Consider the following 23512-nt stretch of genomic DNA (forward strand, 5'->3'; position numbering starts at 1 on the left):
GGGCCTCCGCGCAGACCAAACCCTGGAGGATTGGCATGAAGAGGCCTTTGGATCGTTGGAAGCTTTGGCAGAAGCGTAGTGCGAAGGTGGTGGCGGTAACCCTTGCGGCATATGGCGCCGGCGAGGGAGCAGTTGCCCAGGAAGGTCATGGACATGATCATTCGCATCACGCGCCTATCTCGCAGGGCGTGGTGAAGTTCAATATCCCCGCCGGACAGATGGATGAGGCGCTGCGGAGCTTTGAGTCGCAGAGCGGCAGCAAGGTGAACCTGAAGGTTCCCGCTGAGACGGTCGCGGGCTTCCGCACCAAGGGCGTCAGCGGCATGATGTCTGCCGAGCAGGCGTTGCGTGCGTTGCTGGGCGAAACCGGTCTGGGCGTGAAGGTTGTAAGCGATTCGACCTTTGAGATCGGCGTGCAGAACTCCGAGCAGGTGGACGTAACGACGCAGTCGACGACCGTCGCGCTGACGCAGTTCACGCAGCCGCTGCTGGACACGGCGCAGACCGTCAATGTGATTCCGCAGTACATCATGCAGGAGCAGCAGGTCACCACGCTGCGCGATACGCTGCGCAACTCGCCGGGCATATCCATCGCCGCCGGAGAGGGAGGAGCCCAGGGAGACAATTTGACGATTCGCGGATTCTCCGCGCGGAACGATATGTTCCTCGACGGCATTCGTGACTTCGGAAGCTACTATCGTGATGCTTTTGACTACGAGCAGGTGGCGGTGCTGCAGGGACCGGCCAGCGTACAGTTTGGCCGTGGATCGACGGGTGGCGTCATCAACCAGGAGACGAAACAGCCGCAGACGAATCAGTTTGCGCATGGATCGCTGCAGCTAGGTACGAACCTGATGCGGCGTGTTACCGGTGACATCAATGTTCCGCTGCAGGACACGCTCGATGGCGCGGCGTTTCGTTTGAATGTGGTTGGCTCCCAGAGCAAGGTTGCACAGCGCGATTATGCGGAGATTCGGCGCTTCGGTATTGCTCCATCCCTTATCTTCGGCCTGAACTCGCCGACGCGTTTCAGCCTCAACTATCTACATGAAGGCGAGAACTCGACTCCGGATTATGGCCTGCCTTACTTTGGGCCGCGTGTCGCTCAGGTGAACCGCAAGAATTACTACGGCTTCGCGAATGACAACTTCCTGCGGACGAATCCTGATGTTGTCACGGCGAAGGTGGAACATGACATCGGCACACGGGCAACGCTGCGCAACGTTACGCGCTGGGGCAACTACCCTCGCAATGTCGTGATCACCGAGCCTCAGATCCTGACGGCGGGCACGCTGACTGCGATTAAAGACTCGACGGGAAAGATCACCGGATATAACGCTACCTGCGCTCCGACCAATGCGACTGCTTGCTATCCGGTAACCACTCCTCTCAGTAATGTGCAGGTCACCCGTGCACAGATTCCGGTCAACAGCACGGAAGACATCATCTGGAACCAGACCAGCGCTGTCGGCCACTTCTCGCTGGGGCATATCGAGAACGATGCTGTGATCATGGCGGAAGGCGGGCGTGAGCGTTCGATGCCACAACGTACCAACCGTACAGTTGGGTCTACGAATGCGCTGAACCCAGCGCAGGATGTGTATGCCGCAACTTACGCAACGCCTCCCGGACGTACGCATATCACCTCATGGAGTTATGGCATCGGCTTCAACGACACCATGAAACTGACGCAGTGGTTGATGCTTTCCGGCGGTGTGCGATTCGATCACTTCGAGACACAGTCCGACCAGGCAGCTACGGTGAATGGCGCGGTGGTGCTCCCATGGCGTGTGGACGATAAGCCGACCTATCGCGCGGCTGTCGTGGTGAAACCGAGGCCAAACGGAAGTGTGTACTTCGATTGGGGCACCAGTTTCAATCCTTCCGCAGAGAGTCTAAGCCTGAGTGCCAATAACGCAACGCAGGCGCCGCAGGAAAACGAGACCTACGAGGCTGGTGCGAAGTGGGCGTTCATGCGCGATCGTCTCAACGTCAACGGAGCTTACTTCCGTACGACGAAGTCGAACGTCTATGAAACCGATCCGTTCGATACCACTCAGGTTCGCAATGTAGGCAATCAGCGAATCCAGGGCGTGCAGTTCGGTGTCTTAGGGCACCTCCCTCAGCACTTCGACATTCTTGCCGGTTACGCCTATCTGTCCGGACGTGTCACAGCAACTGCCTTGAATGCATCCCCGTTTGCTACTCAGGCCGCAGCGATTGCGGCACAGGGAGATGCGGCCAGCCTGGCTCTTTCAAGGACGGCGCCGTTCTACATCAATCCGGTAGGCATGCCGTTTGCTAATGTACCGAAGAACACGGGCAATCTGTGGGTGACGCACGATATCGGATGGGGCTTTGTTGGCGGCTTCGGATCCAATTACACGGCAGCGCGCCGCGCCAGCACCGGGGCTCTGATTGCGGTCTATGACACGACGGCGTCCACGAACGTGAACAATGTCCGCCTGGATTACAAAGCCATCCCTGATTACTGGATCTTCTCAGCGATGGTACGCAAGCCTCTCAGCGACCGTCTCGACTTCCAGGCCAACCTCAACAACCTTGGCAACAAGTTCTATATTGACCAGCCGCATCCGAATCACCTGATTCCCGGAGAAGGCTTCAACGCGCAATTCGGTTTCAACATGAAGTTCTAGCCTGAGGCCGCGGGCACACCGTTTGCTGCTCGCGGCTTACTTTCGAAAGCCTGTACCAAAATGCTGATTACGATTCCCGATGTATTAAATCCCGAGCAGGTAAGACAGGCACGGGTTCTGCTGGACAATGCGGAGTGGATGGACGGCAAGGTCACCGCCGGTCATCAGTCCGCGCTGGCGAAGCATAATGCCCAGTTGGCGGAGAACTCGCCGGTAGCGCAGCAACTCGGCGAGATGATTTTGAACGCGCTCGGACAGAATCCTCTCTTTATCTCGGCCGCCCTGCCTTCCAAGATCTTTCCTCCGCTCTTCAATCGTTATGCCGGTGGACAGAACTTCGGCACGCATGTCGACAATGCCATCCGCCAGGTAACCGGTACGCCGTTCCGCATCCGCACGGATCTCTCCTGCACGCTGTTCTTCAGCAATCCTGAGGAGTACGACGGTGGTGTGCTGAATATTGAAGATGTGTATGGCGTGCAGAGCGTGAAGCTACCCGCGGGGCACATGGTTCTGTATCCCTCAACGAGTCTGCATCATGTCACTCCGGTGACTCGTGGAGCTCGTGTGAGCTCGTTCTTCTGGCTGCAGAGCATGGTGCGCCAGGATGCGCAGCGCACACTGCTCTTCGACCTCGATACCTCAATCCAGAGGCTGGCTGCCGATCATCCGGAGCATCCTTCAACCGTGCAATTGACCGGTGTGTATCACAACCTGCTGCGGCAGTGGGCTGAGCTGTAGACAGAGTTCAGGATGGGTGCGCCGGCCTTGCCTCGGAACATGGCCCGTGCGCCCGGAAGGGTCCGAAGCAAACACACACGGTGCTTCGGGCAACACGCAGGTGGAGCTGGTCGCCCTCACGACCAGGCTCCATCTGCCGTGGCACGAGTTTGATGACAGGCCTAATTGGGCATCACGACCATGTCGATTACATGGATCACGCCGTTCTTCTGGAAGACATCCGCTGTGGTCACCGTGGCCATGCCTCCCTTTTCATCAGTCAGCATCACCTTGCCGTTGCTCATCCATGCGGTCAGGGTTTCTCCTTGAACGGTCTTCATGGAATACTTCCCGCCGTTCTTCTTGATCCATGCGGTCAGTTCTTTCGCAGTGATCTTTCCAGGGACAACATGGTAGGTCAGGATCTTGACCAGCATGTCTTTGTTCTCTGGCTTCACAAGATGTTCTACTGTGCCGGCAGGAAGTTTGGCGAAGGCATCGTCTGTGGGAGCGAAGACGGTGAAGGGACCGGTGCTGTTGAGTGTGTCTACGAGTCCCGCTGCTTTGACAGCGGCGACCAGCGTCTTGTGAATCGGAGAGTTCATCGCGTTCTCGACGATGGTCTTTGCGGGAAACATCGCAGCTCCGCCGACATCGGGATTCTTCATCTCTCCCTGCATGGAGAAGGTGAGTCCGGCGAGCACCGTGGCAAAACAAGCTTTCAGAAGTGTCTTCATGGGGTGTCCTTTTCTCGAACGGCCTTGATGGCGTGTTCATGCAAAGGACGAGGCAGGAGAACGCGCCAGATTGGTGTTGCCCCTCGGTTGGCTTGCGCAGGATGAAAGGCATATTTGCGCTCTGCGCAATCCAGAACTGGTTGTCGTGCGTAAAGGTCTCTCTAGAAATGGCCGATAACCGGTGCATGAGGACGCGTGCGTATTTATCGTCTGTTCTCTCGCGTGGGTTTGACAGGCCGGTAGTCTTGCCTCGAAGCTGGAAGTCAGGCCTCCTCGCGCGTATGAACGGCACGCAGTCCCATCCTGTAGCAAAACACCATGACTCTGGTCTGCTGGCCATCGGCATCCTGAAGGTGTTGGAAGCGGCACTTTCCGTAGCCGTCGGGCTTGGCGTGCTTCATCTGCTGAATAAGGATCTCAACGACGAGCTCACGAATCTGGTTCGCTATCTCCACCTGAACGAAGATGGCCGGCTGGTCTCGCTCGCCTTCGACAAACTCGACCTGATCGACAACCACCGCCTGAAACAGATCGGCGCCTCCGCTTTTGCGTACGGCGCTCTGAAGCTGGTAGAGGGCGTGGGGCTGGTGCGGGAAAAGGTTTGGGCAGAGTATCTGACTGTGATTGCCAGCCTGGTCTTTCTGCCCTGGGAGATCTATGAGCTGGCACGTCACCCCAACATCTGGAGGCTGGGGATCCTTATAGCAAACCTGCTCATTGTGGCCTATCTGCTGTGGGTTCTGTCGCGGATGAGGCGGCGGAAACATCAGGATTGACGCGGTTCTAGTTCACTTTCGCCTAATTTTCGCTTACCACGGATTTCCTCAGCCGCGCCACCCTCCGGCACCAATCTTCTAAACACTATGGGTAGGGGTATACCCTTTGGTTACCCCCACAGCGTGAGTTTTCCACAGCCCATTTTGGAACTGCCAATGTTTTCCGCAATTTAGGGACTTGTATTAGGGCAACTTATGGGCGATTCTGTGGGTCGAAGTGGTAAGAAGTGGAGCAAAAGGGATGAAGATTGCTCCGATGGCATGATTCTAACCCCGGAACGGAAGCGAACGGCAAGATTCGCACCGTAACCAACTTTGGGCTCCTGGTTAGCTCTTGGGTTCTTGCTGGCAGTGAGGAACGATGTTTCGCGGAAACCATCCAGCGCGTGTTGACGAAAAGGGCAGGCTTAAACTCCCTGCCGAGTTCATGCGCCGTTGCAAGGATGTGTATGGCGATCAGTTCTACATCACCAGCAAGGACGGGAAGCGGGCTGAGATTTATCCGCTGAAGGAGTGGGAAAAGATCGAGGAGAGGCTGGCGCAGATCCCCTCTATGAATCCCCACAAGAAGAAGTTTCTGGACGTAACCAACTATTACGGCCAGATGGCGCAGATGGACGAGCAGGGACGAGTTCTGATTCCGGCCATTCTGCGGCAGGCGGCAAGTGTGAAGGGCGAGGTGGTGGTTCTGGGATCGCAGACCTACCTGGAACTGGTGAACCACGATGCCTTCAAGGCTGAGCTTGAGAGCCAGCCGCTCACTATGGACGACCAGGCTGCACTGGCCGACCTAGGTCTGTAACGGTTTGAGCTCCCAAGGGAGCCACATGGGGGATGAATGATTGCATCGCTTCATGTGCCGGTTCTTTTTGAAGAGGTTTTGAACTTCCTGAATGTGCGGCGCGGCGGTAACTACGCTGACGCAACGCTTGGACTTGCCGGGCATACGAGCGGAATTGCTCGCCGCCTGGGGCCACACGGAACGCTGCATTGTTTCGATCGCGATCCGGACGCCATGAAGCTGGCGAAGGAGCGGCTGGAACATCTGGCAGCGGAGCTGAAAGCGACGATGCCGAAGGTGGAGTTTCATGCACGGGCTTTTAGCGAGGCGGACCAGGTGATTGCCCCTGGAACGCTGGATGGCATCCTGGCTGACTTTGGCGTAAGCAGTCTGCAGTTGGACACACCGCACAGAGGATTCAGTTTCAGGCACGACGGTCCGCTTGATATGCGGATGAACCCAAAGGTAGGGGTGAGTGCCGAACAGGTGGTAAATCAGATCGACGAAAACGAGCTCGCCGACCTGATTTACGAATTCGGAGAGGAAAGGAGTTCGCGGAGAATTGCCAGAGCCATTGTCAGGGCCCGGCCGATTACGACGACGGGGGAATTAGCCCGAGTGGTAGCGGCCGCGGCCCCAGCAATGAAAGGCGAGAAGATTCATCCCGCGACCAAGACCTTTCAGGCGCTCCGGATTTACGTGAATGACGAGCTGGGGGAGATCCGGTCGCTGCTTGGAAGCGCGCCATCTCTTCTAAAGCCCGGTGGCCGGCTGGCGGTGATCAGTTTTCACTCGCTGGAAGACCGGTTGGTGAAAGACGACTTCCGCGAGCGATCGCGGACGGGCGAGTACGAGGTTTTGACGAAGAAGCCGGTAACGGCGACTGAGGACGAGATGGAACGCAATCCGCGGGCACGCAGCGCCAAGCTGCGGGTAGCGGAGAAGAAATAAGAAGGGAGCACGGCAATGGCAAGCGTGGCGCAGACAATTGAAGGAATGGGACGGCGGAAGTGCCGCACCGAGTCGCCGGCCGAGCGGAATCGCCGTGTCTATGAGACACAGCGCGCGGCGCGCCGCGGACCGACGCCCGAGGTTCTCTTCCACAAGTACCTCGACAACTCGCGCATCGTGAAGGCCGATGATCCGGTCCGCAAGCGTGAGATGCGTACCTTCGGCTCCGCCTGCGCGGTGCTGTTCGTGCTGGTGATGGTGTACGTTTGGCAGCACTTCAGCGCGATTGAAGCGGGTTACAAGATCGAGGCCGCCAAGCAGCAGGTTGGGCAGATGCAGGAGCAGAATCGCCAGCTCCGTCTGCAGGAGGCCCAGTTGACCGATCCTGAGCGGATCCACACCATGGCCGCGCAGCTTGGCCTGTCAGCTCCGCTGCCCGGTCAGGTGGTTCGTCCGGATGGTGTGAACGATCCGAACGCTCCGGTCGTGGCGCAGGTTGCTACGCATTAATAGGTTTGTTGTTTTGTTGTTTCTCTGGATGCTGAGGTTGAAGTAGATGCATACTGTGGCGCCCCCACGTCAGACGCTAACCGCACCGATCAAGCGTGTCCGGTTCGTCTACGTGGCGGCGTTCTTTCTTTTCTGGACGGTGGTCATCTCGGGCCGCCTGGCCTGGCTGCAGATCATCCGCCATTCGCACTATGTAGAGAAGGCTGCGAGCCAGCAGGAGCGCAGTGTGACCGTGGCTCCGCGGCGTGGTCTGCTGTATGACCGCAATTTGCGTGAGCTGGCGATGACTGTCTCCGTGGATTCGATCTACGCGGTTCCCAAGGAGCTCGGCAGCAACGCCGGCGATGCCGCCAGTCTGCTGGCCCATGTCGTACACGACGATCCGGAAGACCGCTTCACCTCCGAACAGAGCATCCTGGCGCGTTTCACCGCCTCGCATAACTTCGCCTGGGTTGCGCATCGTGTGACACCTGAGATCGCTGAGCGGGTTAAGGATCTCAACCTCAAAGGCGTCTACTTCCAGAAGGAGTTCAAGCGCTTCTATCCGAACAACGATCTGGCTTCGCAGGTACTGGGCTATGTCGGTGCTGAGGATATTGGTCTGGGCGGTCTGGAGCGTGAGTTCGAGGAAGATATGCACGGCACGCCGGGTAAGGTGCGCACTGCGCTCGATGCGCGTCGCAAGGTGCTGGGCAGCATTGAGCAGGAGCCTCTTCCGGGTGAGAACCTGGTCTTGAGCATCGACGCTAACATCCAGCACATCGCCGAGCGTGCCTTGGATGAGCAGGTGGAGAAGACCAAGGCGCTGCATGGTGTTGTCGTAGTGCAGGATCCACGTTCGGGGCAGATTCTGGCACTGGCGGTGGCGCCGCGCTTCAATCCGAATGAGACCCGGCATCTCGATCCGAAGGCTTTGTCGAACCTGGCAGTGAGCGATGTCTATGAGCCGGGCTCGACCTTCAAGCTGGTGACGTATGCCTCGGCGCTCGATGGCGCCAACGTAAAGCCGGAAGACCTGGTGGACTGCCAGGGCGGCGCGATTACGATCTTTGGCCGCACGATTCATGACGACATCTCCGATCGCGGCATGGGCGTGGTTACGGTGCAGCGTGCTCTGGAGAAGTCCAGCGACGTCGCCGCGGTAAAGCTTGCCATGAAGCTCGGCAACGAGCGCTTCTATAAATACATGCGCGACTTCGGTTTCGGCGATCGCTCCGGTATCGAGCTGCCGAGCGAGACTCGTGGCCTGTTGCGTCCGGTCCGTAAGTGGGACCCGGCATCGATCGGTTCACTGGCCATCGGTCAGGAGGTGGGTGTGACGCCGATTCAGCTGGTCACCATGGTCTCTACGATTGCCAACGGCGGCATGTATCTGCCGCCGCACATCATCCTCTCCGAGACGGAGAAGATGAAGGGCGATGCTGAGCTGAAAGCGACCCCATTCCGTCCCCAGAATGAGCTTCCGAAGAACCTGCCGGATGGCTCGCATCGTGTGATCAGTGAACTGACCGCTGCGAAGATGCGCAGCATGATGCAGGCCGTCGTGGTGAGTGGAACTGGAGGGTCGGCTGCGCTGAACGGATATTCCAGCGGCGGCAAGACGGGAACGGCGCAGAAGATCGATACGGCAACGCATACCTATTCCAAGACCAAGCACGTCGCCAGCTTTGCCGGCATTGCTCCGGTGAGTACGCCGGCGATCGCGGTCGCGGTGGTGATCGATACTCCTACAGCAGGGCCTTCTTACTACGGTGGTTCGGTCTCCGCGCCGGTCTTCGCCGAAGTGGCTCAGCAGGTGCTGGAGTACCTGGGCATACCGCACGATCAGCCCTTCAACCCGAAGAAGCGCGTCGAGCAGATGAACGTGGCTAAGGTCGAGCACGACGATCATCCCGAGGACAGCAATGCCGATTTGAATGCCATGTTTGCTGAGGCCAATGCGCTTCCGGATGATGACCCGCTGAAGGGCACGGCTAACGCCGGTCCTGCCAAGCCCGAGCCTGAGCCCGTGGCGTTGCAGCCGGCAAAGAAGTCTGTGCTGAACCTGTTACCGGAGAAGGTGCTGGCAGCCTTCCGCGCCAACGGAGGAGCGAACACCATGGCCGACGCGGCGGATAATAAACCGCTGACTGCGCCGAAGGTTGCTCCACTGTCACAGCGTAAAGAAGATGGCGGCGTGATTGTCGACGCGACCAAACGCGTGGCGGTGCCGGCGTTCAATGGCGCTGCGCTGCGTCAGGTCGTGCAGCAGGCGAACTCGGTAGGTTTGCGTGTTCAGCCGGTCGGCAGCGGTCTGGCAAGGGAGCAGGTGCCGTCTGCAGGTACCATGGTTCCTGTGGGGACGCAGGTGGTTGTGCGCTTCCTGCGCTAGGCCGTACATCGCTAAGATCCTTTTCTCAGTCTCTCTATATGCTTTTTTCCGAAGTAGTTGCAGGTATCGAACTCGACGAGCAGACGCATGGCTCGTGCGAGATTACGGGTGTCGAATATGACTCGCGCCGTGTGCGCGAAGGCTCGCTGTTTGTGGCGATGCGCGGCGGCACGACCGACGGCAATAAATTCATCCGCCAGGCAATGGATAAAGGCGCGGGCGGAGTTATCACCGACTCCCGGGAGAGCTTCACCAACGCGTTGTCGCGCTGGCCACATCTTTGCATCGGATTGATGGAGCATGGACGTCGCGCTCTGGCAACGGCAAGCGCCAACTTCTTCGGGCATCCCGAACAAAAATTGAAGCTTACAGCCGTTACCGGGACGAACGGAAAGACGACAACCACTTTCCTGGTAGAGGCGATGCTGCAGGCTGCGGCGCGCAAGAGCGTTCTCGTTGGCACGATCGAAGTGCATCTGGCAGGCGAGGTGCGTGAGTCTCCTCACACCACTCCCGAAGCGCGCGATCTGTTGGCGCTGTTTACCGAGGGTGTTCAGGCGGGAGCAAGCGAGGCTGTGATGGAGATGAGCTCTCACGCGCTCGATCAGGAGCGCGTGTGGGGCATGCCCGTGGATGTGGCCATCTTCACCAACCTGACGCAGGACCATCTGGACTATCACGGCACGATGGAGAAGTACTTCGCCGCCAAGCAACGCCTGTTCGCGGGCGTGGGTGCGCCGCCACCGCGTGTTGCTGTTATCAATGCGGATGACGAGTATGGTCATCGTCTGGAGAAGTTCGCTCTGCGGGAAGGGGCGGTCGTAGCCACCTACGGCATGACAAAGGGCGAGTGGCGTGCGGAAGAGGTTGTATTGCGTGCCGGCGAGACGAGCTTTTTGCTGAAGTCGCCTGCAGGAGAGATTCTGCTGCGGACGAGTCTGACCGGACGTGTGAATGTCTTGAATACCCTGGCTGCCTCTGCTGCGGCGTATTCACGCGGTATTTCGCTGGAGCAGATTGCCGCGGGCGTGGCGGAACTGCCGTTTGTCCCGGGCCGCTTCCAGACGGTGCCTAACGATCGAGGCGTTACGGTGGCAGTGGACTATGCACACACCGATGATGCACTGCTGAACCTGATCAGGCTGGCGAGGGAGCTGGCCGGAAAAGACCATCGTGTGATCACGCTCTTCGGCTGCGGCGGCGATCGCGACCGCACGAAACGGCCGAAGATGGGGCGTGCCGCCGGCCGGGGGAGCGACCTGGTGGTGCTGACCAGCGATAATCCACGGACGGAAGATCCCGGCATCATCATCGAGCAGGCGCTTCGTGGTGTGGAAGAGACGGGAACAGACTGCATCGTTGAGGCCGATCGCGAGCAGGCCATTCGCCGGGCGCTGGCGACAGCGAAGACAGGTGACATTGTGCTGCTGGCAGGCAAAGGACACGAGAAGACCCAGGTGCTGGCCGACCGCACGATTCCGTTCGATGATGCCGAAGTGGCTGCACGCGTACTGAAGGAGATGGCATGAAGCTGACGCTCGGCCAGATTGCGGATTGGATTCACGCCGAAGGCGACTTCGATGACGATGCCGTGGCCTACGGCTATTCCATCGACTCGCGCACCATCGCCGCCGGCGACCTCTTCTTTGCGGTCAAGGGAGAACGGCTGGATGGTCACGACTTCGTAGAGACGGCGTTGAAGGATGGCGCCGTAGCTGCCGTGGTGAGTATGCACTGGGTCGTTCCCTCGACTGTCGAGGAAGGTAAGCTGCTTCGCGTGCCCGAAGGCGAAGACTGTGTGCTGGCAGCGATGCAGAAGCTTGCAACCGCTGTCCGGCGACACTGGGGCAAACGGGTCATCGGCGTTACCGGCTCAGCGGGCAAGACAACCACTAAGGAAGCCGTGGCTGCCGTTTTGGGAGCGAAATTCAAGGTGCTGAAATCCGCGGGCAACCTCAACAATAACTTCGGCGTGCCGCTGCAGGTGCTGCGCCTTGAGCCGGAGCATGAGATGGCCGTCCTTGAGATGGGCATGAATCATACCGGTGAGATCGCCCTGCTGGCTAAGATTGCTGAGCCCGATTGGGCCGTGGTGTCGAATGTAGCTCCGGTGCACCTGGAGTACTTCCCGGATGGAATTGCCGGCATTGCCCGCGCCAAGTACGAGCTAGTGGAGGCATTGCCTGCAGACGGCATTGCGATTCTGAACGCCGACGACGAGTATGTCGGCACCTTCGGTAAAGGGATGGGCGGCCGCGCCGTCTTTTATGGCCTGGGTGAAACAGCGACGGTACGGGCAGAGAATGTGCACGAAGCCGGCGAAGAGGGCATGACCTTCACCGTGGTTGCCGGAGGAGAGCGTGCCGAGGCCAAGCTGGCGCTTTTGGGACGACACAACGTCTACAACGCACTGGCCGGTATCGCCGCCGGACTGCAGTGCGGTATGACTCTGGCGGAATGCGTGGAAGGGCTGCGCGAGCTGCAGCCATCGGACAAGCGCGGCGAGGTTTTGCACTGGCGTGAAGCGACGCTGATCAACGATTGCTACAACTCCAATCCGCGGGCTCTTGACGCGATGGTGGAAGCGCTGCTGGCGGTAACGGCTGAGCGATATATCGTAATCGCCGGCGAGATGCTGGAGCTGGGGCCGGATGGCCCGGCACTGCATGAAGCCAGTGGACGGACGATGGCGAAGCTCGGTATCCGGCATGTGATTGGAGTGCGTGGTCTGGCCGAGCACCTGGTTGCCGGGGCAAAGGCGAACGGCGCAGAAGCGACTTTTGTCGCCACGCCGGAAGAGGCGGGCCAATGGCTGCAGGCCAATCTGCGAGCCGGTGACGCTGTGTTGTTGAAGGCATCACGCGGGGTACGTCTGGAACGTGCATTGGCGGGGATACACTAGAGCAATTCTCCCAATACTGTGGTGTTGGAGAAATCTGCGAATGCCGTTTTCTTCGAAGGAAAACGGCGCAAACTGCAAACGCTTCGCTCTACACCTTTAGGAGAACTGCTCTAGGCGCACATGCTTTACTGGCTGCTCTATCAGAAGTTATTCCCGTATTTCCGGCTGTTCCGGATCTTCCGTTACCTTACGTTCCGGACGGTCTTTGCCTCCCTGACCGCCCTGTTGATCGGCCTGATCATCGGCCCCTATGTCATCGAGCGGCTGCGCGAGTTCCAGATCGGCCAGTACATCCGAGAAGAAGGGCCGCAGAGCCACCAGAAGAAGAAGGGCACTCCGACGATGGGAGGCGTGCTGATCTGCATCTCCATCCTGGTGCCGACACTGCTGTGGAGCGATCTGTCGAATCCGCTGGTCTGGATCACCATTCTTTCGACGTTTTTCTTTGCGGCGATCGGGTTTGCGGATGACTACATTAAGGTTGTCCATAAGCGGAACCTTGGCCTCACCTCGAAGCAGAAGTTTGCGCTGCAGTTGCTGGTCAGCCTGGGAGTCGCGCTGGCGCTGTGCGTGCTGCAGCATAAGGGTTTCTACTCCACCCGGCTGGTAGTTCCGTTCATCAAACGCTGGAGGCCCGACCTGATTATCGGAGCCTTGATGCACAACCATTCGTTGTGGTGGCTGGGGTTTGCTCCGTTCGTGATCTTTGTCATGCTTGTCCTCACCTTCAGCTCTAACGCGGTGAATCTGACGGACGGCCTGGACGGTCTGGCGATCGGGTGCACGATCATTGCCGCCGGGGCGCTGACGGTGCTGACGTATGTCAGCGGTCATGCAGTGTTTTCGGACTATCTGGAGCTCTCACGTATGCCGCTGGCCGGAGAGCTGAGTATCTTCTGCGGCTCCATGGTGGGCGCATCAATCGGATTTCTTTGGTACAACGCGCACCCAGCCGAGGTCTTCATGGGCGACGTGGGTTCGCTGGCGCTTGGAGGGGCCATCGGGACGGTCGCAGTACTCATCAAGCAGGAGCTGCTGCTTCCCTTTATTGGTGGTGTCTTCATCCTGGAGGCACTAAGTGTCATGCTGCAGGTGGGCAGCTATAAGCTGCGTAACGGAAAACGCATCTTCAAAATGGCTCCGCTGCACCATCATTTCGAGCTGCTGGGGTGGAGCGAGAGCAAGGTGATTGCCCGGTTCTGGATCGCAGCCCTGGTCTTTGCTCTATTCGCTCTTACGACCCTGAAATTACGATAGAGCATTTTTTCCTGTCGATGTGATGTAGGGTTTCCGCATTATGGGCGTTTTCCGCAATGAAAACGCTGCTGCACGGCGCCTTCCGGGAAACCCAGCAACAGGGAAAATGCTCTAGTGTGCTCTCCGGGACGGGAGTTCATCGTCCATTCTTTTGGCAGCCGGTAAATGAGGCGGCCGGATGTCCCTTTCGTCTTTGATACCCGAGGCTTAGGTGAGGTGGTAGCCTTGATTGCATCTCCCGACAGACCGCACAAGGAGCGGATTTTTGCTTCATTGCGGAATGACAGACAAGAAGAGCGAGCTTACGTAGAAACGATGATCGAGCTGAAGAATAAACGTGTCCTCGTGGTTGGTCTTGGGAAGTCAGGCCTGGCCGCTGCTCACTTTCTAAAGGAGCAGGGAGCTCTTGTCACCGTCTCGGACTCGCAGTCCGCGTCGGCGTTGTCGGCCGAGCTGCCGGCGCTGCTGGAGGCAGGGATTGCGGTAGAGACGGGCGGGCATGGAGTGCTGACCTTCCGGCGGCAGGATCTGCTGGTAGTTTCGCCCGGTGTCCCGCTGAATACTGAAGAGATCGCATACGCCATGGCTGCCGGCGTGCCGGTGATTGGTGAGGTAGAGCTTGCCTCGTACTTCCTGAAAGGGCAGATCATCGCTGTTACCGGGTCGAATGGGAAGACGACCACCACCTCGCTGATCGGTCACATTCTGAAGACCGCCGGTCTGCCGACTCTGGTGGGCGGTAATATCGGAACGCCGGTCCTGAACCTTCGCCGCGTCTCCACGCACAAGCACTGGGTGGTTTTGGAGGTATCGAGCTTCCAGTTGGAGACGGTGACCCACTTCCATCCGAAGATCGCCGTGGTGCTGAACATCACGCCGGACCATCTGGACCGCCATGGCACCTTTGAGGCCTATGCCGCGGCAAAATACCGCATCACCATCGCGCAGGACCCCTCGGACTGCCTGGTGCTGAACGCCGAAGATGTTCCTACGCAGCTGACTGCATCGCACACCAAGGCCGGTATTTATTGGTTCTCGCCCTCGCGGCCGATCAAGCAGGGAGCGTTTGTCCACGGCGACGGTATCTACTTCAAACAGAAGGAAGGTCATCGGCCTGAGCCGATCATGCCGATCAGCGAGATTCCTCTCAAGGGCGCGCACAATATCGAGAATGTCCTTGCCGCCATTACCGCGGCGAGGCTCGCGGGTGTTCCCAAGGAACAGGTCCGTGCCGGTGTAGCCAGCTTCAAGGCGGTAGAACACCGCCTGGAGTTTGTGCGCAAGGTGAACGGCGTGGACTACTACAACGACTCAAAGGCCACAAATGTAGATGCGACCGTGAAGGCGCTGGAGTCCTTTCCAAAGGGAATCCACCTGATTCTCGGAGGCAAGGACAAGGATTCGGACTACCGTACGCTCGTGCCCCTGCTGAAAGACCGGGCTGTCGCTGTTTACACCATTGGTTCAGCCGCGGAAAAGATCGAGTCGCACCTTAACAAAGTAGTCAACATAGTTTCAGCGGGAACTTTGGAAAACGCGCTTGTACAGGCGAAAGAAGTGGCCCAACCGGGTGAGGTTGTCCTGTTGGCGCCGGCATGTGCCAGCTTCGATCAGTTCCAGAGTTACGAACACCGCGGCCGCGTCTTCAAGGAGACGGTAAACGGCTGGGCGGAGTAGGCCGGCACGACGGCGAGCCTGCCTGCTCCGGATGAAGGCAGGAAATGGCAAAGCGCGTCGGTGTCGATAAATGGTTGTTCTTTGTGGTGGTGCTGCTGGTCCTAATCGGGCTGGTGATGGTCTTTTCTGCTTCGGCTGTGATGGCCAAGGAGCGCTACGGCTCACCTTATACCTTCGTCAGCAAACAGGCGATGTGGGCCTTAACAGGCCTGGGCGCGCTGCTGGTACTGATGCGCGTGGACTACCGCAAGTTCAATAACCCCAAGATTGTTCTGCCGTCGGTCGCGATCACGATGCTGTTGTTGATCGGCGTCTTTGCGATGCGCGACTCGCACAACACGCATCGCTGGTTCAAGATCGGTCCGTTCTTTGGCTTTCAGCCCTCTGAGATCGCCAAGCCCGTGCTGGTGCTATTTCTGGCGTGGTTTTTGCAGAACCGCATGCATTGCATGGACGACCTGAAAGGGACCATTCTGCGGGCGGTGACGCCTCCGCTGTTGATGATTGCTCTCGTCCTGAAGGAGCCGGATCTTGGTACAGCCATGGTGTGTGCCGCGGTGCTCGCGCTGATGCTGTATCTCGCCGGCGCGCAGATGCGCTACTTTGCCATTGGAGCAGCGCTGGCTTCGCCGGTACTGTACTTCATGCTCTTTCATGTTGCCTGGCGCCGCGCCCGCATGCTGGCGTATATGGATCCGGAGAAGGATCCGCGCGGAACAGGATTCCACATTCTGCAGTCGCTCATTGCCGTGGGCACCGGCGGCTTCCATGGACTTGGCCTGATGGAGGGCCGGCAGAAGCTCTTCTATCTGCCCGAGCCGCACACTGACTTTATCTACGCCAATGTCTGTGAAGAGTTAGGGCTGCTGGGGGCGTTGTTTGTGGTCGCGCTCTTTGTTGTCCTTGGGTATCGCGGACTGCGTACGGCGTTTCTCTCAACCGATCCGTTCGCCCGGTTCCTGGCGTTCGGGATTACCTGCGCGATCATCATCCAGGCCTTCTTCAATATCAGCGTGGTGCTGGCGCTGCTGCCTACCAAGGGCATTCCGCTGCCGTTTATCTCCTCGGGAGGCACGAGCGTGTTTATCACGCTGGCCAGTATGGGCGTGCTGCTGAACATCTCCCGTGAGACGGATTAGTACCGATATAGGGATATAAGGATAGGAATGAGAGTATTGATTGCCGGTGGCGGCACGGGCGGACACGTTGTTCCGGCGCTCGCCATCGGGCGTAAGTTACGTGATTCGTTTGGAGCTGACGTGCGTTTTGTCGGCACCGAGCGTGGGCTTGAGACAAAGCTGATTCCGGAGGCTGGCTTTCCGCTGGAATTGGTGAAGTCTGGCCAGTTGAAGAATGTCAGCGTGATGACTCGTCTGAAGACCTTTACGGATCTTCCCCTTGGAGTGCTGCATTGCATTCGGCTCATACGGAATTTCCGGCCAGTTGTCGTCGTGGGTGTCGGCGGCTACGCCAGTGGCCCGGCGATGGCGGCAGCGGTCTTGTTGAGGGTTCCCACGCTGGCCTATGAGCCAAATGCCTTGCCCGGCATGACCAACCGCCTGGTGGGCAAATACGTCAGCGCAGCGGCCGTTGCCTACGAGCAGACGACACACTATTTCCGCAACGCAACTGTGACCGGAGTGCCAGTCAGGCCGGAGATCTTCGACCTTCCGCGGAAGCCGGAAGGAGCTGCGCCACGGCTGCTGGTAACGGCTGGAAGCCAGGGAGCCGCAGTCTTCAATGAGTTCGTTCCTAAGATTGCTGCACGCCTACTGGGCGCGGTCTCTGGGCTGACGATTGTGCATCAGGCCGGTGCTCGGAACCTGGAGAAGACACGAGAGGCTTTTACGGCGAGCGGAGCGGATAGTTCACGCATCGCCGTGGAGGCTTTTCTGAACGATATGCCACAGCAGTATGCGGCAGCGGATGTAGTCCTGGCCCGTTCGGGGAGTACGGTTTCGGAATTGTGCGCGGCGGGCAAGCCGTCGTTACTGGTGCCTTTTCCGCAAGCGGCTGACGATCACCAGAGGAAGAATGCCGAAGTGCTTGGAAATGCCGGCGCCGCAGTCGTGTTGTTGCAGAAGGATGTTACCGAACAGAGCCTGCTGGAGGCTCTGACGGGGTTGCTCTCCGATCGGGAAAGGCGAGAGAGGATGAGTGCAGCAGCGCGATCGCTGGCAAAGCCGGGAGCGCTGGAACGAATTGTCGGGATGATACGAGGACTGGCGGACAGCAAAAAGGGCTGAGACGTTGTGTCTCAGCCCTTCGGTCTTGTAGGGATTAGCGATGTCCGCCACCGCCGTGGAAGCCGCCACCGCCTCCACCACCATGGAAGCCGCCACCACCGCCGCCGGAGAAGCCACGGCCACCGCCGAAGCCTCCACCGCCACCGAAGTTACCGCCGCTGCTACGGGGAGCGCTGAAGCCGCCGCCGCCAAAGCCTCCGCGATTGCCGCCGAAGCTCGGCTGGCTGCCGCCGAAGCTGCCACGGTTTCCGCCAAAGCTGGGCTGGTTTCCACCAAAGCCGCCGCGGTTTACGTTGCCTCCGAAGTTCTGGCCGCCGTTGAAGGCCTGACGGTTTCCGTCAAAGCGCTGCGCTCCACTACCGAAGTTGCCACGGTTCTGGCTGAAGTCGCGGTTGCTGTTGAAGGACTGACGGCCACCATTGAAGTTCTGGTTGCCATTGAAGCGCTGCGCTCCGCCATTGAAGCCACCGCGGTTCACCGAGACATTGGTCCGGTTGAAGTTGTTCACCGTCGTACCGCCGTGGAAGTTGGCGTACCGCGCGGGCGGATTGCGCTGGAAGCTGGCGCCACCGGGATGGACGGGAACTCCACGATAAGGCTGGTTATAGAACGAGCCGCGGAAGCCGGGCCTGAAGTTGCAATAGGCGCGGTTGTACCAGAAACGGCCGCCATTCCAATAACCGCCATAGAAGCCGGTGCCAAAGTAGCCGAAGCCGTAGTTAATGCCGCCGTAGTAGCCAATTGTGGATCCCCAGTAACCGGGATGCCAGAAGTAAGCGCTGTCACCCCAGCCCCACCAGCCGGGAGTCCAAAGGGCGCCCGCATAAGGAGGAAGCACCCAGGCGCCGTCGACCCAGTAATAACCATCCGGACCGTAAGCCCAGTAACCGGGAGTCCAGATATAACCATCACCCGGAGCTACAGGCTGCGCATACACAGGGATAGGAGGTGGGGCAATGCCCACAGAGACAAATACGGCAGCGTGCACCGCCGTTGGAACGATCGCCGCTCCGAGGGCAAGGGCCGAGCCTAAGATCATCTTTCCAAACGACTTACGAATTGTACTTGCTACATCCATCGGGTCACCTTGCCGCTGTTCACGCCTTCGCTGCTTCATCCTTGCGCGGTGTGTGCGGCGAGCTTCCGGCCTAAAGGGAAAGGTCCGGGACTCGTTTTAAGAGACACCGGACCCTGGGGAAAGTTGCTTGTTGGCGGGGAGCTGCTAGTGCGTTAGGGCCTGCCAGGCGCTATATACATAGACGCCGATGATGCCTGCGGTCGCCAGACCGGCGGCGCCACCCAGGACACGCAACATGGGTTGCAACCTATTGACTTTCCGAACGATTTCCATTTGTTCGGTCTTTTCGACAGTGTTGGAGTCGCTGAGAAAGAGCTGGTCCTCCTCATAACGGGTAAGCGTTCCGCGATATGCCAGAAGCGCGAGAAAACAGGCGGTGAGCGCCGCCCATATGATCAGCATCAGTTGCATGGACATGTTGAAACCCTCCGAAAGGCTGCAATAGCCGGCTCGGGATACCGGGCGGGTCCGCTTTTATTTCGCGGGCTCTCGGGGTAGGCAGGGCCGTTCGCGCGGAATGATACTCCTGCCGATAACGGACGCACTATAGCTTTCAGAAAATAAATTTATGGGCGAACCAGATAGAAAAGCACGGTGGCGATCCCACCGAGGACGGCCAGAGTGGCTGTCATCAACCCGACAATGAACCAGGCTGCCATGCGTTTCTGCCGTTCAGTCGGGTGGGTAATCCCGAAGAAGTCGATAAACCAGTTGGCGATGAAGCTGATCACGATGTCACCGCCCTCTCATTATGGAAGATGCTGGGCTAAGCAGAAAGGGTTCGCAAACGAACACCGGCCGCCAATTCTGGCGGCCGGCTTTGTACCAAAGCGCGATCTCATCCACGCAGAACCTGGATGGCATTTACGACATAAATTCCCAGCAGCGCGGCAGAGAGGGCAATAGTGGTTCCACCGGCGAAGGCAACAAAGGGTTTAAGGAACTGGATTCTCCGCTGGATGTCGTCCTGACGGCGTTTTTCTTCGCCGAGGATATTTTCATCCAGGAAGATCTGATCTTCTTCCCCGCGGGTAAGAAGACCGCGATAGACCATAAGGGCAGTCGTAGAAAGAAATAGGAAGGCCCAAACGGTCCAGAGCAGGGTTATGGTGCTCATGGGGGTTACACCTCCTGAGAGAAATCACTGCAGGCGTAACTAAGCTGCCGCCGTCTGTGCGGGATATTTGATTTCGCAGCAGTCCACACGAAACGACGGTCAGGCCTACCGGCGGGTCTGCGAAAAGCGCAGTATGCAGGCTCGGACGGTAGAAAAGGCCGCCCACACGAAAATATACGCCGGTTTTTGGAGCACTGGTGCAAAATGCATCCATTTGGGTACGACGGCATCCATTACTTGTGTAGCGGGCGCGAAAATCGCCCCTTGCCCGGCCTTCCGAGGGGGCATACACTTAGATAGAGATCGACTGAATAGGAGTTTCTTACCATGGCCACTACTGCCGCTACCCCCGAGGTTGTTGAGGTTGTTTCCTCGCCGATGCCCTCGTCGCAGCCCGTCAACCTGACACCGGCGGCGATTGCCAAGGTGAAGGAGATCATGGCTACCCAGGATCCAGTGCCGGCTGGTCTGCGCATCGGTGTTGTGGGCGGCGGGTGCTCCGGCTTTCAGTACTCCATGAGCTTTGAGAACCAGCAGGGCATGATGGACAAGGTTGTCCGCTACGACGACCTGAAGGTCTTCATTGATGCCACCAGCGCCATGTATCTGAATGGCTGCATCGTGGACTACGTTGAGACGCTGGAGGCTGCCGGCTTCAAGTTCGACAATCCCCAGGTGAAGAGCACCTGCGGCTGCGGATCGAGCTTCAGCGTGTAAGTTTCTGATTTCCGGTGAAAAGACCTCGCTTCGGGCGAGGTCTTTTCTTTTGTATGAGTTTGATGGAAATGGACCTCCGAAAAGGGGTACGCGGCGTCTAAACTCATACAGGGTTACCCCGCCGGATTCATGACTGAGTTTGTCATCAAGTTGGCCGATGAGCGCGGCCGTATACAGGAGCAAATCCACGCCGCTGCCACGGCCGAGGAGCTACGTCTGCGTTTCACGCAGGCGGGCTACCTGGTCTACTCGGTCAAGCCCCGCTCGGTGCTGGCAAGCGGGCGCAAGAAGAAGATCAAGCTCGACACCTTTCTCATCTTCAACCAACAGTTCTTGACCTTGATACGAGCCGGTCTGCCAATCCTGAGCGGGCTGGATCTGCTGACAGCCGGTCAGAAAGACCTGAATCTGAAGGCGCAACTGGAGGATGTCGGAACGCGCGTACGGACGGGTGAGTCGCTGTCGTCGGCGTTCGATGCGCAGAGCGGCGTGCCGATCATCTATACAACGACGCTTCTGGCTGGCGAGCGGTCGGGCAACCTGGAAGAGGTGTTACAGCGGTTTGTCGACTTTCAACGGATGTCGTTGAGCTTTACGAAAAAATTGAAGTCGGCGATGGTGTACCCCATCGTTCTGGTGCTGATGGTGATCGCCATCATGATCTTTCTGCTGACCTTTGTGATCCCTCGATTTGCAGAGCTGTATGAGCAATTGAATACGCCGCTGCCCGCAATTACGGTCTTTCTGCTGAATCTCGGGAAACAGGCGCAGCACTATGGCATTTACGCCGCCGCGGTATTCGCGGTTGCGATCTATATCTTCTTTCGCTGGCTGAAGACGGATACCGGGAACCAGTTGGTCGACCGCATCCGGATCAGGCTGCCCCTGATTGGGCCGGTGTGGCTGAAGTACCAGGTAGCGCTGTTTTCCCGCACGTTGTCGACGCTGCTGACCGGCGGTCTGCCGCTGGTGCCGTCACTGGAGACGGCCGCAAAATCGATTAACAGTCGGCAGACGGCGTTGGCCGTGTATGCTTCGGTGGGCTCGGTCCGCGAAGGTAAAGGATTGGCGTATTCTCTGCGACAGACCAAGATCTTTCCGAACCTGGCGACAGAGATGATTGAGGTCGGTGAGTCCACCGGCGCCTTGCCGGCGATGTTGAACTCGGTGGCCGAGTTCTTTGAGGAGGACGTACAGCTTTCCCTTGCGGCAGCCATGAGCCTGATTGAGCCAATCCTGCTCGTTTTTATGGGCATTGTGATTGCCGTTATTCTTATCTCTCTCTATCTACCGATTTTCTCGCTGGGCGCTGGCGGGCTCGGTCAGTAAACCCTTGGCGCAAACCGGAGTCCAATAAACCATGGCACAAGCTCCCATCGCGATCCCGATTCCCTCGACCAACGGCCTTGAGCTGAACGAGGTAGAGCGCGCGCAGATGCTGGCGCGCCGCTATCACTCTGAGTTTGTTGACCTGAAGAACTTCAAGATTCAGCATGAGCTGTTCCGGACAGTGCCGGTGGAGCTGATGTTCCGCTATAACTTCGTCCCGCTCGAACAGAAGCCCGATGGCCGCCTGGTGATTGCGGTAAGCGATCCATCGAAGCTGATGGTTCTGGATGAGATTGCTTCTTTGTTGTCGGCGCGGCTGGTGACGCGGGTGGCGACGCTATCGCAGATCACGGACCTGCTGAAGAAGAATGAACAGTCGCAGCGTGTCCTGGAAGAGGCGAGCGAAGGGCTGACCTTCGATGTGGTGTCGTTGGACGAGAATGCGGACGAGAACATCTCGATTGAGAAGCTGACCAGCGAAGAAGATATCTCGCCGATTATTCGTTTGGTCGACACGACGATCTTTACGGCGCTGGAGCGTCGGGCTTCGGATATCCACCTTGAAACCTACGACGACTCTCTACTGGTGAAGTACCGTATCGATGGTGTGCTGACGCAGGCCATGGCGCCAATTGCGCGTGAGCATCATCAGACGATCCTGTCGCGTATCAAGGTCATGAGCGAACTCGATATTGCCGAGCGGCGTGTACCGCAGGACGGACGTTTCCGCGTGCGGTACAAAGGACGTCTTATCGATTTCCGTGTCTCGATCATGCCGACCGTTCATGGTGAGAATGCTGTGCTCCGTGTGCTCGATAAGGAGTCGATGAGCGAGAAGTTCACCAAGCTCTCGCTGGACGTGGTGGGCTTTGCGGATGATGATCTGCGCAGGTTCCGGCGTTACATCAAGGAGCCATACGGCATGGTGCTGGTTACAGGACCTACGGGTTCCGGTAAGACGACCACGCTGTACGCCGCGTTGAATGAGATTAAGAGCGAAGAAGATAAGATCATCACGATCGAAGATCCGGTCGAGTACCAGATTCGCGGCATCACCCAGATTCCGGTCAATGAGAAAAAGGGCCTGACCTTTGCCCGCGGTCTGCGTTCGATTCTGCGTCACGATCCCGACAAGATTCTGGTCGGTGAGATTCGCGATGCTGAGACCGCACAGATCGCCATTAATTCGGCGCTGACGGGTCACCTTGTCTTTACGACCGTGCACGCGAATAACGTTGTCGATGTGCTTGGCCGGTTCCTGAATATGGGAGTGGAGCCGTACAATTTTGTCTCTGCCTTGAACTGTATTCTGGCGCAGCGGCTGGTACGCCAGATCTGTGATTTTTGCGCGCACTACGTTACGTACGACGATGAGACGCTGCTGCAGAGCGGTCTCGAGCTCGAGGATTGGCGAGGTTTCAAATTCCGCGAAGGCGCCGGCTGCATGGAGTGTGGCGGTACCGGATATCGCGGACGTTCGGCCATTCATGAGTTGCTGGAGCTGGATGATGAGATTCGCGAGATGCTGCTGGCCAAGAAGCCGGGCTCGGAGATTCGGCGTGTGGCGCGTGAAAAGGGAATGGCATTTCTACGCGACTCGGCGCTGCAGCGTGTGCGCGCCGGTGTGACTACCTTGAAGGAGATCAACAAGGTAACCTTTATCGAGGCGACCCGGTAACAAATCAA

21 protein-coding genes are annotated in these 23512 nt (G+C 58.3%); 16 read left to right on the forward strand and 5 right to left on the reverse strand.

The genetic code is table 11. From position 1 onward, the window contains the following. The first annotated feature begins 35 nt into the window (after positions 1 to 35). Complete coding sequence (locus FTW19_RS08835) at positions 36 to 2657, forward strand: TonB-dependent siderophore receptor (protein ID WP_147647275.1); 2622 nt, start codon at positions 36 to 38, stop codon at positions 2655 to 2657. Positions 2658 to 2717: 60 nt separating this feature from the next. Next, positions 2718 to 3398, forward strand: coding sequence for a Fe2+-dependent dioxygenase (locus tag FTW19_RS08840; RefSeq protein WP_147647276.1), 681 nt, complete (start codon positions 2718 to 2720; stop codon positions 3396 to 3398). A gap of 161 nt (positions 3399 to 3559) precedes the next feature. Here the strand turns inward: FTW19_RS08840 and FTW19_RS08845 are convergent, their stop codons facing one another. Then, positions 3560 to 4114 carry a fasciclin domain-containing protein gene (locus FTW19_RS08845; RefSeq protein ID WP_147647278.1) on the reverse strand — a complete coding sequence of 185 codons (555 nt, stop codon included), beginning with the start codon at positions 4112 to 4114 and terminating at the stop codon, positions 3560 to 3562. Positions 4115 to 4395: 281 nt separating this feature from the next. On the opposite strand from FTW19_RS08845, the gene FTW19_RS08850 reads away from it, so the two are divergent. From FTW19_RS08850 to murG, 11 genes are all read left to right on the forward strand, one after another. After that, positions 4396 to 4890, forward strand: a complete 495-nt coding sequence (locus FTW19_RS08850) for a DUF2127 domain-containing protein (RefSeq protein WP_147647280.1) — start codon at positions 4396 to 4398, stop codon at positions 4888 to 4890. A 361-nt stretch (positions 4891 to 5251) separates the two neighbouring features. After that, a complete protein-coding gene (locus tag FTW19_RS08855) occupies positions 5252 to 5692 on the forward strand; it encodes a division/cell wall cluster transcriptional repressor MraZ (RefSeq protein WP_147647281.1) in 441 nt (146 codons plus the stop codon). 36 nt (positions 5693 to 5728) lie between these two features. Further along, positions 5729 to 6622 (forward strand): 16S rRNA (cytosine(1402)-N(4))-methyltransferase RsmH, encoded by an 894-nt coding sequence (rsmH, locus tag FTW19_RS08860; RefSeq protein ID WP_147647282.1) that lies wholly within the window; start codon positions 5729 to 5731, stop codon positions 6620 to 6622. Between the two features lie 15 nt (positions 6623 to 6637). Further along, entirely contained in the window at positions 6638 to 7132 is a 495-nt protein-coding gene (locus FTW19_RS08865; RefSeq protein ID WP_147647283.1) for a cell division protein FtsL, read from the forward strand. 46 nt (positions 7133 to 7178) lie between these two features. Then, positions 7179 to 9503, forward strand: coding sequence for a penicillin-binding protein (locus FTW19_RS08870; protein WP_147647284.1), 2325 nt, complete (start codon positions 7179 to 7181; stop codon positions 9501 to 9503). A gap of 38 nt (positions 9504 to 9541) precedes the next feature. Beyond that, complete coding sequence (locus tag FTW19_RS08875; RefSeq protein WP_147647285.1) at positions 9542 to 11032, forward strand: UDP-N-acetylmuramoyl-L-alanyl-D-glutamate--2,6-diaminopimelate ligase; 1491 nt, start codon at positions 9542 to 9544, stop codon at positions 11030 to 11032. Continuing rightward, positions 11029 to 12405, forward strand: coding sequence for a UDP-N-acetylmuramoyl-tripeptide--D-alanyl-D-alanine ligase (locus FTW19_RS08880; RefSeq protein ID WP_147647286.1), 1377 nt, complete (start codon positions 11029 to 11031; stop codon positions 12403 to 12405). Before FTW19_RS08875 ends, FTW19_RS08880 begins: the two co-directional genes overlap by 4 nt. A 120-nt stretch (positions 12406 to 12525) precedes the next feature. Then, entirely contained in the window at positions 12526 to 13662 is a 1137-nt protein-coding gene (gene mraY / locus FTW19_RS08885; protein ID WP_147647287.1) for a phospho-N-acetylmuramoyl-pentapeptide-transferase, read from the forward strand. A 318-nt stretch (positions 13663 to 13980) separates the two neighbouring features. After that, positions 13981 to 15339, forward strand: coding sequence for a UDP-N-acetylmuramoyl-L-alanine--D-glutamate ligase (gene murD / locus FTW19_RS08890; protein ID WP_147650552.1), 1359 nt, complete (start codon positions 13981 to 13983; stop codon positions 15337 to 15339). A 44-nt stretch (positions 15340 to 15383) separates the two neighbouring features. Next, on the forward strand, positions 15384 to 16478 hold the full coding sequence (gene ftsW, locus FTW19_RS08895; protein ID WP_147647288.1) for a putative lipid II flippase FtsW: 1095 nt from the start codon (positions 15384 to 15386) through the stop codon (positions 16476 to 16478). A 27-nt stretch (positions 16479 to 16505) separates the two neighbouring features. Beyond that, on the forward strand, positions 16506 to 17585 hold the full coding sequence (gene murG / locus FTW19_RS08900; RefSeq protein WP_147647289.1) for an undecaprenyldiphospho-muramoylpentapeptide beta-N-acetylglucosaminyltransferase: 1080 nt from the start codon (positions 16506 to 16508) through the stop codon (positions 17583 to 17585). A gap of 34 nt (positions 17586 to 17619) precedes the next feature. Here the strand turns inward: murG and FTW19_RS08905 are convergent, their stop codons facing one another. The 4 genes from FTW19_RS08905 to FTW19_RS08915 all read right to left on the reverse strand — a co-directional run bounded on the left by FTW19_RS08905 (position 17620) and on the right by FTW19_RS08915 (position 19780). Beyond that, positions 17620 to 18624 carry a YXWGXW repeat-containing protein gene (locus tag FTW19_RS08905; RefSeq protein ID WP_147647290.1) on the reverse strand — a complete coding sequence of 335 codons (1005 nt, stop codon included), beginning with the start codon at positions 18622 to 18624 and terminating at the stop codon, positions 17620 to 17622. 183 nt (positions 18625 to 18807) lie between these two features. After that, positions 18808 to 19080 carry a hypothetical protein gene (locus FTW19_RS08910; RefSeq protein WP_147647291.1) on the reverse strand — a complete coding sequence of 91 codons (273 nt, stop codon included), beginning with the start codon at positions 19078 to 19080 and terminating at the stop codon, positions 18808 to 18810. A 149-nt stretch (positions 19081 to 19229) separates the two neighbouring features. Then, the gene (locus FTW19_RS25770; RefSeq protein WP_187143379.1) at positions 19230 to 19394 is read right to left on the reverse strand and encodes a hypothetical protein; all 165 of its coding nucleotides are present in this window, start codon (positions 19392 to 19394) and stop codon (positions 19230 to 19232) included. A 107-nt stretch (positions 19395 to 19501) separates the two neighbouring features. Further along, a complete protein-coding gene (locus FTW19_RS08915; protein WP_147647292.1) occupies positions 19502 to 19780 on the reverse strand; it encodes a hypothetical protein in 279 nt (92 codons plus the stop codon). Positions 19781 to 20107: 327 nt separating this feature from the next. Between FTW19_RS08915 and FTW19_RS08920 the strand changes: the two genes are divergently transcribed. The 3 genes from FTW19_RS08920 to FTW19_RS08930 all read left to right on the forward strand — a co-directional run bounded on the left by FTW19_RS08920 (position 20108) and on the right by FTW19_RS08930 (position 23504). Beyond that, positions 20108 to 20497 carry a HesB/IscA family protein gene (locus tag FTW19_RS08920; protein WP_147647293.1) on the forward strand — a complete coding sequence of 130 codons (390 nt, stop codon included), beginning with the start codon at positions 20108 to 20110 and terminating at the stop codon, positions 20495 to 20497. A 129-nt stretch (positions 20498 to 20626) separates the two neighbouring features. Continuing rightward, the gene (locus FTW19_RS08925; RefSeq protein WP_147647294.1) at positions 20627 to 21826 is read left to right on the forward strand and encodes a type II secretion system F family protein; all 1200 of its coding nucleotides are present in this window, start codon (positions 20627 to 20629) and stop codon (positions 21824 to 21826) included. 31 nt (positions 21827 to 21857) lie between these two features. Next, positions 21858 to 23504 carry a GspE/PulE family protein gene (locus tag FTW19_RS08930; protein ID WP_147647295.1) on the forward strand — a complete coding sequence of 549 codons (1647 nt, stop codon included), beginning with the start codon at positions 21858 to 21860 and terminating at the stop codon, positions 23502 to 23504. Positions 23505 to 23512 lie beyond the last annotated feature (8 nt).

It is taken from the genome of Terriglobus albidus (assembly GCF_008000815.1).
Classification (GTDB): domain Bacteria; phylum Acidobacteriota; class Terriglobia; order Terriglobales; family Acidobacteriaceae; genus Terriglobus; species Terriglobus albidus_A.